Source organism: Limibacter armeniacum, assembly GCF_036880985.1.
Taxonomy (GTDB): Bacteria; Bacteroidota; Bacteroidia; order Cytophagales; family Flammeovirgaceae; genus Limibacter; species Limibacter armeniacum.
This window is the reverse complement of sequence record NZ_JBAJNO010000009.1, coordinates 976340-990277: the sequence shown is the minus strand read 5'-3', so window position 1 is coordinate 990277 and position 13938 is coordinate 976340. Positions and strand designations below refer to the sequence as shown.

7 protein-coding genes are annotated in these 13938 nt (G+C 40.1%); 6 read left to right on the top strand and 1 reads right to left on the bottom strand.

The genetic code is table 11. The features are described from left to right. Nucleotides 1–624: 624 nt before the first annotated feature. On the bottom strand, nt 625–1656 hold the full coding sequence (locus tag V6R21_RS21805; RefSeq protein ID WP_334245660.1) for a LacI family DNA-binding transcriptional regulator: 1032 nt from the start codon (nt 1654–1656) through the stop codon (nt 625–627). Between the two features lie 632 nt (nt 1657–2288). On the opposite strand from V6R21_RS21805, the gene V6R21_RS21800 reads away from it, so the two are divergent. From V6R21_RS21800 to V6R21_RS21775, 6 genes are all read left to right on the top strand, one after another. After that, entirely contained in the window at nt 2289–5372 is a 3084-nt protein-coding gene (locus tag V6R21_RS21800; protein WP_334245659.1) for a SusC/RagA family TonB-linked outer membrane protein, read from the top strand. A gap of 30 nt (nt 5373–5402) precedes the next feature. Next, entirely contained in the window at nt 5403–6806 is a 1404-nt protein-coding gene (locus V6R21_RS21795; RefSeq protein ID WP_334245658.1) for a RagB/SusD family nutrient uptake outer membrane protein, read from the top strand. 29 nt (nt 6807–6835) lie between these two features. Continuing rightward, nucleotides 6836–7327 (top strand): DUF5004 domain-containing protein, encoded by a 492-nt coding sequence (locus tag V6R21_RS21790; RefSeq protein ID WP_334245657.1) that lies wholly within the window; start codon nt 6836–6838, stop codon nt 7325–7327. A 65-nt stretch (nt 7328–7392) separates the two neighbouring features. Further along, nucleotides 7393–8571 carry a hypothetical protein gene (locus tag V6R21_RS21785; RefSeq protein ID WP_334245656.1) on the top strand — a complete coding sequence of 393 codons (1179 nt, stop codon included), beginning with the start codon at nt 7393–7395 and terminating at the stop codon, nt 8569–8571. 57 nt (nt 8572–8628) lie between these two features. Continuing rightward, nucleotides 8629–10230: a SusF/SusE family outer membrane protein gene (locus tag V6R21_RS21780; RefSeq protein WP_334245655.1), complete on the top strand. Its 1602-nt coding sequence runs from the start codon at nt 8629–8631 to the stop codon at nt 10228–10230. A gap of 103 nt (nt 10231–10333) precedes the next feature. Next, on the top strand, nt 10334–13858 hold the full coding sequence (locus V6R21_RS21775; protein ID WP_334245654.1) for a DUF4961 domain-containing protein: 3525 nt from the start codon (nt 10334–10336) through the stop codon (nt 13856–13858). The last annotated feature ends 80 nt before the right edge of the window (nt 13859–13938 follow it).

The window sequence follows — 13938 nt, the reverse complement described above, 5'->3', positions numbered from 1 at the left end:
TGCTGTGTTGAGTAGTGTAGGGGAAATCGAGTTACATTTCTTTACACATAACAATTAGATACATAAGCTTGACTGTGCTGGTAGTACTTAAACTTACCATGGTGCAGCCTGCCTTATACTGAATGCCATAAGATAAATGAGAACCAAAGTGTACATGAAGGATGGATTTAACACCAAGGGGATGACATGTCACCGAATGTTACCAGTTATGACTGAATTTGGGTTGGAAAGCGAGTAACGATCATCTCCTAACGCTGTCAAGATTCCCGCTCTGTTGTCCATCATTAGATCATGGTGATATCTCCTGAAGTCCTGATTATTTGGTTTGTTGTTTTATTGGGTTTAACCAATATATATAACGAGTTACAGGCTTTTAATATAGAATTTTAAACCTTCCCACTTTCAGGGAAGTACCAATGCCGGAAACGGCTCTTAGTGTTTGATACTAAATAAATATAAAGTTAATCCTAAGAAACCGCCACTATTTGAGAGACTAATTTTGATTTGATATGTTAATATTGCTGTACTATTTCTGACTGTACAGTATAAACAATCAATAAGGAGAAGTGTTTTTAGAGGAATAGGAATAAAAAAAGGGACATGCTGAAATGTCCCTGAAACAGTTTATTTTTTTCTGAGAGAAGAATCTCTTACAACCAACTCTGACCGTATTGTACTGGTCATAGATGGAACCACTTCATCTTCATCAGCATTGATTTCTTTAAGTAGCTTTTCAGCAGCAATTCGTCCCATTTCATAGCCTGGTTGTGCTACTGATGAAAGTGCCGGATCCACAATTGAGGCAATTTGCCAATCACTAAAACCAACGACTGCAATGTCTTCAGGAATTCGGAGACCATGCTTTTTGGCAGCTTTCATAGCGCCAATAGCTGCTATGTCGTTATTAGCAAAGATGCCATCTATCTTGAGTCCACTTGCAAGCAGTTGGTTCACTTTGTCTTCACCGTCTTCCATTGTTCCGGCAGGACACTCTACAATCAAATTATCATCAGGAGCGATACCATTTTCTTTCAAAGCAGCCAAGTACCCATCTTTTCTGCTTTTACTCAGCGCTAATGTAGCAGGGCCAGCAAGGTGTACAACCTGTTTACAACCTTGTTCAATCAAATGTTGTGTGGCACTGAATGCTCCTCCAAAATCATCAGATATAACCTTGCTAACATCCATTTCGTCGCAAGCACGGTCAAAAAATACAATTGGCGTTCCTTTACGGTGTATTTTTTTAAGGTGTTCGAAGTCAGTAGTTTCTTTGGAGATTGACATCAGGATTCCATCTACACGGCTTGTCTGAAGGGCAAAAGCATCTTTCACTTCCTGGTCAAAATCTTCATTTGAAAGACAGATCATGACATTGTATCCTTCACGGTAAGCTACAGCCTGTATGCCACTAATCACATTAGCAAAAAAATGATGTACAATTTCAGGAACAATAACGCCAATAATATTCGAGCGGTTGTGTCTCAGACTTAAGGCAAGTGAATTTGGTTGAAAGTCCAGTTCATTGGCCAGCTGCATAACAGCCTTCTTCGTTTTTTCGCTAATATCTGGATGATCTTTAAGTGCTCTCGAGACGGTGGATTTGGAAATGCCGAGCTTGTCAGCAATGTCCTGCATCGTCAATTGTCCTTTCTTCATATTAGTATGCTTGTTACGACAATGATAGTTGTATAGCTGCCTGTTTATTCTTTGAGTAAATCTACGTTAAATCCTACAATAAATGAAGCAAATACAGTTCAGGTAGGGGTGAGGTTGTGAAAAATAATTGTACTATTCTAATAATTTTAATAAATGTGAAATTAACAAAATAAGTGTAAATGAAACGTTATGCAATCGGTTGAGTGTTGGCTTAAACGTAGATTTTTAGGGTGGTGAGTTCATTGTTGTAGTTATGTGTGTTTTTTGTACACTTATATATAAGGGGTTGCGTTTAATCTAGAAAATGACTTACTATGTATCATGAAAACGCATTAATTTATTCTTTTAATAGTTGATTTTTGTAATGAAATGTTGAATGGTCCTATTTATCCTTTTAGGATCTTTTGAAGGAAGTGTTTTAATGTTAGTTTTCAGTAATCAGTGTTGAATTTGCACTAATTTTATTGATGGAAATAAGGAGTGTGATTTGTATATATAACTAAACCAAGTTTTTGTGAAGGTGATTTTTACATAAGCCTTCTAACCCAAAATAGGAGAATACTTAACTGAAAATAGCGCTAATAGCTTTTTATATATCAACTTCAACTTGTTTATCTAACTACAATATGAGAATGAATAACTACTTCAAGCTGCATTGGCTTTCATTAGCCCTTGTACTGCTACTTACTCCCGTATTAGCCTGGGCTCAGGAACGGGTTGTCAGCGGGACAATATCTGATGAGGCAGGACAGCCGCTGCCTGGTGTATCAGTAAAGGTAAAAGGAACAACCAAAGGTGGTATTACAGATTTTGATGGAAAGTTTAAGCTGATGCTGGATGCCAATGATAATGTATTGGTGTTTAGTTATGTTGGTTATCTGTCAAAAGAAATCGAATTAGGAACCCAATCAACCATAAACCTTCAGTTAGAAATAGATGCTGAGCAATTGGAAGAGGTAGTGGTAATTGGTTATGGTGTACAGCGAAAGCGAGACATCGCAGGTTCAATTGCTAAAGTAGAGTCTGCAAAACTGACAGATACACCAACCCCATCATTTGAGCAGGCATTGCAAGGTAAAGCAGCTGGTGTTCAGATTATCCAAGGTTCGGGTATGGCTGGTTCAGGTTCTGTTGTCAGAATTCGTGGTGTGGCCTCAGTTTCTGCGGGAGGTGATCCACTTTATGTTGTTGATGGTGTGCCTATTACCCAAGACAATGGATCAAGAATCGGTTTTATGAATACAAACCCACTCTCCACTCTTAACCCAAATGATATTGAGTCGGTGGAAGTGCTGAAAGATGCAGGTTCTGCAGGTATTTATGGTTCAAGAGGTGCTAACGGTGTAATTCTAATTACAACAAAGCGTGGTAAGTCAGGAAAGCCCTCCATTAATTACAATGCAAGAGTAGGGGTAACATCTCCTACGATGATGCCTGAGTTTATGGATTCAGAAGATTGGATTCAAATGAGACAAGAAGCTTGGGAGAATGATGGCAATGTAGGACCTGTATGGTTGCCAGGTGGTTACTCAAGTGCACAGTCATCTGTAGATGAAAGAATTGTAGCTATTAATAAAGCAGCTGCTATCAATACTGATTGGATAGATCAGATGGTAAGAACCGGATTTAATCAAGAGCATAACCTGTCCATGACACAGGGTTCTGACAAATTCAAGTCTTATGTAGGTGTATCTTATAAGGATAGTAAATCATATATAGAGGGTAGTGGGTTTAATCGTTTGACAGGTCGTTTGAACCTTGATTATGCTCCATCTACTTTTTTTAAGGCTTCTCTTACATCATCATTCGGGCGTGGTTTGGTAAAGCTGGTTGCGGCTCCTTGGGATTATCAGTGGGGAGCTGGTCTAGGTGGTGCAATGTCTGGTGCGCTTCCAATTTATCCTATCAAAACAGAGAGTGGTGAATATTTTGTCAATGGAGGAAACCCAACTAGGGTAAATGACCTTTTGGATTGGAGAACTGAAGAGCTTCGCTCCATCAATAATGTGAACCTTACGCTAACGCCAATTAAGAACCTGACTGTTCAGGCTATGGGTGGTGTTGATTGGAGTAGACTCACTGAAGAGCGTTATAAGCCACAAGCTTTATTGGGTAATGTAAGCCATATGGGGGAAGCATTCCAAAGCCCTAAAACAATTTTGAATTATACAGGGACGCTTACAGCAACGTATAACCTGAATCTCAACGATAAGCATAACTTCACATTCCTTGTAGGTACTGAAACACAAAAAGCACTTACTCAAAGAGAAGGTTCTACAGCTACTGATGTTAATGGCGCTTACTATTCTAGCCCTGATAGAGGAGAGAATTTTGTCGAAACATCATTCACAGACCCAGATGATGAGTGGGCATTCTTCAGTTATTTTGGCCGTATCAATTATACCCTCAACAACCGTTACATTTTCCAAGCATTAGCTCGTTCTGATGCATCTTCTAAGTTTGGTGCAAACTATAGATGGGGCTTCTTCCCTTCAGCTTCAGCTGCTTGGATTGTATCAGAAGAAAACTTCCTGCAAAATAATGAAATCATCAGCTTACTGAAGTTAAGAACATCTTACGGTGTAACAGGTAATGCTAACATTGGCTCTTACAAACGTTTCGGTACTGTAAGTGTTGAAGGTGATGGAAGTTATGGTTATGGTGGATTTGGTAATGCTATTCATCCAGTAAGATTGGATAACCCTGATTTGAGATGGGAAACACTGAACAACTTTGATGCAGGTATTGAACTTAACTTCTTTGAAGACCGAATTCAAACAGAGGTTGCTTTCTATCACAAGCTGTCAAAGGATGTAATTATTGAAACAATTCCAGCGGGATCCAGTGGCCAAGGTGAGAACTTCCTTCAGAATATTGGTGAAATTCAAAACAAGGGATGGGAAATTAACTTGAATACAAGAAACCTAGTTGGAGAATTCAAGTGGAGTACAAACTTCAATATTGCCATCAACGAAAACGAAGTACTTGACCTAGGAGGACTTGCTCCAGACCAGATTGCTGGTGGTACTAACGATACAAGGGTAGAAGTAGGACAACCTGTTGGTTCTAACTTTTTGGTTAGGTATGCTGGGGTAGATCCTGCAGATGGTTTGCCTATCTGGATTGATAAAGACGGTAATGAAACCAAAACATTCTCACTGGATGATAGGGTGTTTGCAGGAGATGTATTACCTGATTTCACCGGTGGTTTGAGCAATACTTTTGAATATAAAGGGTTTGATCTGGATGTCCTGTTTACGTTCAGTAAAGGAGGTAATATTTACGGTAACTCAGATAAGAGACAAGGTACATTCTTGTCAGACTGGAACGTAAGAAAAGATGTTGGAGATTACTGGAGACAACCTGGAGATGATGCAAAATACCCTAAACCTACATTAGTCGGCTATCCTGGAGTGACAGATGCTTGGCAGTTTAACTCAACCATGTGGTTGTACGATGCTTCTTTCGCTAGACTGAGAAACATCACTTTAGGTTACAGATTCAAACCTACACAGTTAGCGGCATTGAGATTACAGTCAGCTAGAGTATATGTAACAGGAACTAACCTGTTGACATTTACAAAGTATCCTGGAGGTGACCCTGAGATTGCAAGGGACTTTGATAACCCAGCAGACCGTAACATGTCGTCAAACGTGACATTCCTGACAGCTCCTCAGGAAAAGTCAATCATGTTTGGACTTAACGTAACATTCTAAATTAAACGAACCGACTAAAACGGAATGAAAATGAATTTCAAAAGATATATCGTAGCAATGGCTTGTGCAGCAGTAGTGCTGTCGGGTTGTGATGACTACTTGGAATATACCCCAAATGGGAATGAGGTAATAACAGAGGATGCAATAGTGGATGAAGCATCTGTTGAAATGCTACTGAATGGTGCTTATAAAGAATTGGCAAGTGGCAACTTCTATGGAGGAAGAGTCCAGAATATTGCAGAACTGATGGGCGAGAATATCGATGGTTCGTCATTGACAGAAGGAGAGTTGGGTATATATACATTCCAAAGCAACATCTTTGATGACTATAAAAATCAGGTTTATGCTCAGCCATATACAGCAATAAGAAGAGCAAATCTAGTACTTGAGTATATGTCGCTAGTTAGCGAAGGTAAAAAGACCCAGTTCGAAGCGGAAGCGAGGTTCATTAGAGCAATATCACTTTTTGAGGTTTCAAGGTTGTTTGGTAAACCTTATGTTCAGTCCACTGCTGATTCAGATCTATCTGTTCCAATTAGGTTGGACTCTGATCCAAAATTAGCACCAGTTAGAGCAACTGCGACTGAGGTGTATGCTCAGGTAATAGGTGATCTGGAGTTTGCAGAAAGTAACTTACCAGAAGTAGTATCTCGTTTTGAAACGGACCGATATGCAAATAAGTGGTCAGCAAAAGCTTATTTGGCAAGGGTTTATTTCCAAATGAATATGTTTCAAGAGGCATTTGATTATGCCAATGATGTAATCAGCAATAGTGGCAAGTCATTGGATATGAGTGATACCTACTATATGGATCGTTTTACTGCTGAAGCATCAGTAGAAGAACTGTTCGGTCTTGTTAGTATGAGTGCTCAGAACAATAACGGAGGTGAATTAAGTGGGAAATATCGTTCTGATAAAAACCTGCCAGGGTTCAGAATTTCAACTAACCTCTATGACTTGGCTACAGCAGCTGAAACAGATAAGCGCGCAGCATTATACGATGATGTTACTTACCCAGGTTTTATCGTGCTGACTAAGTTCAATGAGAAGGATTATGTGCAAGTGCCACTTGTACATATGACCGAAATGTACCTAACAAGAGCAGAAGCAGCGGCAGAGTTGGGAGGAGATAAATTAGTGAATGCTCAACAAGATCTTCAAGTGATTTTGGACAGAGCTTATGGAGCTGCTGTAAAGACAGCGCCTACTGATCAAGATGAACTAATCAGTCAGGTAAGACAAGAAAGAAGGTTAGAGTTGGTCGCTGAAGGAGATAGAATCCATCAAGTAAAGAGAATTGGAGCAAAAGGTGAAACTTCCTATGTAAAAGGTGCACCATGGAACTGTCCAGGTATGCTGTTGCAATTCCCAAAATCAGAAATTGACTCAAACAGAGAAGGTTTCGTACCAAATGAGGAAGGTGGCTGTAACTAATCTGATAACCAAAAGAAATGACAATCACAATGAAAAAACTTTCAATATATCTGTTAGGGTTACTTCTGTTTATTGCTTGTACCCCTGACGAATTTGTAGCACTGGAAGAACCATTCACTACTCAAAGAATGGAGGGAATGGTAGGCACATGGACAGTAGAAGCTGTGACAATGACAGATCTTGGAATAAAAGATATCAATGACCCAGAAAGGGAGCAGGATCTGACATCATTATTGTCAACGGACAAGCTTGTTTTTGTATTCAATAGCGATGGGACTTTTGAAATAAAGTCAGCAGAGGGTGCTGAGGCTCCTAATTTTATAGGTCTTACAGGTGGTGAATGGTCATTCAATGAAGAAGAAGGTGACTATCCTACTATGGTTATCCTTACGCAGGATGGTAATCAAACTCTGAAATTGGCTTCAATGCCAAGACCAGGACATGACTTGGCAGTAGCATACGATAGGGTAGTAGGTGGTACTCCTATCTTGACGTATACTTACGAGTTGACTAGAAACTAAAACTGCTTAGAAGGACAGTTAAGATCGCTGTCCAAAAGGTTATTGACAAAAAAAGACTTTCAATAATGAAGAATATAAAATTAAGCCTGGTAGCCATCCTAATGCTTTTTGCAGGAGTGGCGATGGCACAAAAACCTGCTAATGCTTATGTAAGCCCAGCAGCTTTTACAATGGATGAGGAAGCTACTCTCTATGTAGACCTTACAGGTACAGCTGTTGAAAATTTAGCTGAAGATCTATTTATCTGGTCTTGGTCCAATGGTGACGCTGCTTATAATGGTCAGTGGGGTGGCTCAGATGACAGGATGAAATTGACACAAGTGGAAGGAGCTTTGTATATGATCAAGTTTGTAGCTTCTGAATGGTACCCAACAGGTTTGACAGACAATGCAATCAACTTCCTAGTCAAAAACAGAGATGGTTCAGCACAGACGGATAATATTGATGGAGACGATGCTATCAAAACATTTGATTTTTCAATTATGGAAAATGAAAAAGCAGTAATCTTTCCTGAGAAGTTTGATGCTTATACTCCAGTTTCGATTATCATCAATGTAAGAAATGCAGTGGCTGATGGTAAGCCAAATATTCCAGATGAAGGACCTGTTTACATTCACACAGGTGCTATTTTGGGTAAAGATGGATGGAAGTACACTGTTGATTATCAGGGTAACCCTGCTGCTGAGGCTTCTTCTTTAGAGAAAAGAGATGCGAGCATGGTAAAGGTGAATGATTCAGGTGTTTGGAAAAAGGACATTATCCCATTTGAATACTACGGTTTGTCGGAAGAAGATGCAGCGAGCTTTAAAGGTGTATCAATGGTAGCCAATAATGGTGCATGGGACAACGAGTTCAAAGACGGAGATACAGACTTTTTCTTGAGAACCAAAGAGGATGTTGTACTGAAGTCGTTTACAAAAGCCTTTCCTGTACAGTTTACAGAAAACGATGCGGTATTAATCTACTTTGATGTATTTGAAGAGTTTGGTGGAAAGACCCCTCTTGCTGTTGAAAGTCAGGTATATGTACAGTTCGTAGTAGATGGGACTGATTTTGAGATGCCAAAGGAAATGCAAGCATTATATGGAGGTAAGTACAGGTTGGCATTCATTCCATCTAAAGCGTTTGATACAGTACCATCTTCACTGGAATATTATTTCACAAATGAGAATAAGACTTCCACTGTGAGGGTAGTAACCGCTGACGGCATCGAGCAGAACTTCACGTTAGGTCTCGTAAAATAAAAACGGTTGTCTGGGGTTAAACCCCAGCTTTTCTGAAGTTTTTAAAGAAGAATCAACATGAAAAAATTATATAGCATCAGCAAAGCGGTAATGGCATTAGCAATACTGTTCTCTGCATGTGAATTCGAAACTCAACCGACTTTTACAGGTAACCCACTTGAAGAAGTAGTACCTGATACAGAGTCACCAATAGTTAATGAACTTGTTCTATCAAGTGACACAATTACTTATGGACAGGAAATGGTAATTGATATTGATCTTGCTGATAATGGCATGCTTAGTGAGGCGACGGTATCAGTTGTATCCCCACTGTCAGAAGTATTGTTGAAACAGGAAGAGCCAATTAATGCAACAGCTAAAAACCTTTCATATACAGTCAATGTCCCATTTGCTAAAAACTTGGATAATGGCAGTGGAAAAGTGTTGGTTTCAGTAGTGGATGCTGATGAAAATCATATTACACAGGAAGTAAAAGTTTTCTTCCAGCGCCCAGAAATTGCTTCTCTTTATATGCTTGTTGAAGGAGGGGATCCAATCGAGCTGATTCAGGATGAAGCAAATCCTAACTTGTGGGTTGTAGTACAGGAAATACCTGAAGGTACTCGCTTTATTGTGTCGACTACGATGGATGAAAGTGGACTAGTTTGGAGCAATAGTGCTGAGGGAACCGTATTAGGTAGTGGGGAGCAGTTTACAGTAGAAAAGTCAGGTAAATACACAGTTTCATTTGATACTTATTCATTTGAAATGGAACTATTAACGCCGTACCCACAAGAATTATACTTGGTAGGTGGATCAAGTGCTGCTGGTTGGGCACCTGAGAGTGCATTGCCATTTACTCAAGTTTCGGAAGGAGTTTTCAGTATTATTGCAGACCTCACAGTAAGTGGTGATGGCGTCAAGTTCTTACCAACTCTTGGTTCTTGGGATGGCGATTGGGGAATGAAGGAAGGTGAGCCTGGCTCATTAGTACAAGAAGGTGAAGCCAATGTTACAATTGAGAGTGATGGCAAATATCAAATTGCGGTTAACTTTGTAACAGAAACTTATGCTATCAAACCTGTTGTGACAAGTACTCTTCCTGATGAATTGTACTTGGTAGGAGGTTCAACTCCAGCTGATTGGAATGAGGGTAATGCATTGCCATTTACTAAAACTGATGAAGGTAAATTTAGAATTTTCACACCAATCACAGTAGATGGATTTGGCTTCAAGTTTTTACCAACGCTTGGCGCTTGGGATGGAGACTGGGGAATGCTTGATGGCGCTTCAGGTGTATTGGAGCAGGATGGAGAACAAAATGTGACTGTTGCAGAAGATGGCTTCTATATGATCGAAGTAAACTTTGTAGATAATATCTATACTGTAACACCTATGACTTTTGGTGTAATTGGTCATGCGACAGCTAATGGTTGGGATGCTGATCAAGATATGACACACGAAGGAGGGTTAAGCTTTGTATGGTCTGTTGATATTACATTGACTGATGGTCAAATCAAGTTCCGAGCAAATGATGATTGGGTACATGATTTTGGTGATGATGGTGCAGATGGATCATTGGATTACAAAGGTGCTAACATTGATGTTACAGTAGGAACCTATACTGTGAAAATGGATTTGACACCTGGTGCCATGACATATGAACTGACTGCTAAATAGTAGTATAAACGATAGAGTAATAAATTTGAGCGGAAGCGAAGTGATTTTCGCTTCCGCTTTTTCTATTCCACTTGTAATTATTACTGAACTAACAATTTAAACTATGATCTTGAAACAATTACGGATACTCTTATTCCTACTAGGGGTAAGTATTACAGCATTTGCTCAAACACCAAAGGTGTCGCTTGAACCAGCAAATGCGACAGTTTTGGATGAAGTAACCATTACTTTTGATGTGTCAGGGACTAACGTTGAGGGACTAAGTGATATTTATATTTGGGGATGGTCAAACGTAGGAGATTGGCAAACTAACGGGGGTAGTTGGACTACGTCAATGCTGAATGGCGCTAAGTTGGCACCTGTTGAAGGACAGTCAAACAAATATACTTTTAAACTTCCCTTAACTTTTACAGACAGAAATAATACTGAGAAAACAGCTAATAATCTTGCTGAGCTAATAGGAGTAGCACCTAACCAGATTGAAAGTGTGGGCTATCTATTGAGAAGTGATGACGGTAATACCAAGACTGGTGATGCATCAATTACATTTTCTGAACTCAGTTTAACTTTAGATGTTTCGGTAGCCCCTGCAAAGGAGGTTTATTCAATTGGAGAGTCCGTAAATATTACGGCAACAGCTTCCTCTGCTGCTGACCTGAGTATTTGGGTAAATGGCAGTGAAGTAAAGGCAGCTACAGCGGTTTCAGAGCTGTCTTATTCATATACAGCAACTGTTTCTGGATCAGTCGATGTTGTCGTGAAGGCAAATAGTGATGAGGTTTCTTTAGAAGAAACAGTATCATTTTATGTAAAGCCGGAAGTAGTACTGGCTCCACGTCCTGAAGGACTTCATTTGGGAGCTAACTACAATGAAAGCAATCCTACAAAAGTCACATTGGTATTGCAGGACCCCGCAAAGGAAAAAGAATTTGTCAATGTGATTGGAGAGTTTTCCGACTGGGTGTCAAGCGAAACTTACCTGATGAAAAAGTCAGAAGAGGCTGATGCCAACTATTTCTGGTTGGAGATGACAGTAGAGGCTGGAAAGGAATATATCTATCAATACCTGATCGATGGAAGTCTTAAGATTGCTGATCCATATACGGAAAAGGTATCTGATTTTGATGATAAATATATAGAGGAAACTAGATATCCTAACCTGATTGCATATCCTGAAAACAGCACTTCATACAGGGCATCAGTATTCCAAACAAACCAACCTGAGTATGTATGGAGCATTACAGATTTTCAGCGTCCGGCCAAAGAAAGTCTGGTGGTGTATGAAATGCATGTTAGAGACTTTACGGAAGAATCAACTTACGAAGCAGCAACTGATCGTTTAGACTATATCAAGGAACTGGGAGCCAATTGTATCCACCTGATGCCAGTAAATGAGTTTGAGGGCAATGATAGCTGGGGTTATAACCCTAACTTCTACTTTGCGCCTGATAAGTATTATGGTACCAAAGATGATTTGAAGGCATTTATTGACGCAGCACATGGAAAAGGGATTGCAGTGGTGATTGATATGGTATTGAACCACTCTTATAATTCAGCTCCACTGGTTAGAATGTACAATGAAGGGGATTATGGAAAGCCAACAGCAGCCAACCCTTGGTTCAATGTAGATTCTCCAAACCCTACTTATAGCTGGGGTGCTGACTTTAACCATGAAAGCCTATATACGCAGGCATTCATAGATTCAGTGAACACGTTCTGGCTAGAAGAATACAATATTGACGGTTACAGATTTGACTTTACAAAAGGTTTTACACAAACACCTGGAGAAGGTCATGGCAGGGACGATTCCCGTATTGCAATCTTGACAAGAATGGCTGGTGAAATATGGAACAATGCTGGACAGGAAGATGCTTATGTAATCTTTGAGCATTTAGCTGACAATAGTGAGGAACAGGTACTGGCAGCTGAAGGAATCTTGCTTTGGGGAAATATCAATCATGATTTCCGTACCAATGCCAAAGGAGGTAATGCTAACCTTGATTGGCAATATCATGGCACAAGAGGTATGACACAGCATGGTGTGTTGAGTTATATGGAAAGCCATGATGAAGAGCGAATGCTGTATGACGCACTGAACTTCGGTAAACAGACAAGTGAATACGACTTACAGGATAAGCAGACCGCAATTCAGCGAATGAAACTGAACACAGCTTTTTTCCTGCCAATACCAGGGCCAAAAATGATCTGGCAATTTGGAGAACTGGGATATGATGTATCCATCAATCAGACAGCGTTAGGAGGAGAGGTAAATGACGGTAATAGAACATCCCGTAAACCAGTACTGTGGTCGTATACCGAAGACGCTGACCGTGCGAGCCTTTATAAAGTGTATCAGGCATTGATTAGCCTAAGAAATGAAAAGGAGTTATACAGCCTTTCAGGCAGTGATGTCTCACTGTCAATAGGAGCTGATAAAGTAGTAAAAGAATACTCACTGACAAATGGCAGCTTTACTGTAAAGGTGATTGGTAATTTTGGAGTTACAGCCGAAAAGGTTGCCTATGATTATTCAGCAGATGGTAGTACTTGGTATAGCTATTTTGAAAATGGAAAAGAAGTTCCAGCTTCCAGTACTATGTTGATGGCTCCCGGAGCATTTATGGTATTGGTAAATGAGGCAGTGACTTATCCTGAAACAGGTCTAGTGGCTGTTGGCGGTGAGCAGATGACTGTAACGCCTGCTGAGTTTACACCATCTACAGAGATTACCGTAATTTTTGATCCAACCGTTGGTGGGGCAGAGCTTGCAGAGGCTGCTGAAGTGTATATGGTGGCTAGCTTGGTGATGGATGGAGCGGACAGTGAAACATTGGCCAATACAGTTGATAACAACACCAAGGGCAAAATGACCAAAACAGCAGATGGTTTATGGGAAATAACGCTTACACCTGCAACGTACTTTGGGCTGAGTGCAGAAGATCAACCTTTCAGGTTGGCTATCCAGTTCCGTAATGCAGATAGCAGTGTTTCAGTGACAGCAGCTGAAGGAAAACCATTCTTCAAGGATTTTCAGCAGTTCAGTGGTGACTTGTTTGTAGTAGGCTCAATGACTGAAGGAGGTTGGGATCCATTTAAAGCGGAGAAAATGGAGAATCAAGGCGATGGGATTTATACCATTACCTTGGAGCTTACCGGATCAGCAAGTGAAGGCTTTAAGTTTATTACAGCGGCTGATGATTGGGCAAATGTTACACAATATGGTTCTAAAGACAGCCAAGTTTTGGTTGAAGCTAACTATGAGGGAGATGACATAAAACTACCTTCAGGATTGACAGCAGGAACATATGAGGTAACTGCAAACTTGTCTGCTAAAACTGTCGCCTTTGAAAGAGAAGATCAGGTGACAGGCATTGAGGATAACTTAGGTGTTGGCAGTTTCAAAGTTGCTCCCAACCCATTTTCAGATTGGTTGGTAGTTACAGCAGAAGCGGTTCAGGGAACCGTCAATGTTGTACTGACAGACATGTCAGGGAAAGTAATTACAACTTATGAAGTGCAAGCAACGCAACCTGTAGAACTGAATACTTCCCAATTGAGAAGTGGAATGTATTTGATGCAAATCTTTTCGGAGAAAGGCAGGGAGGTGAAAAAACTTATTAAGCATTAATTGTTAGTTGATAAATAAGTAAATAAGGCACCGTCTCAAAGTTGAGCGGTGCCTTCTCCTTTTAATAGGAATTGCTAAAT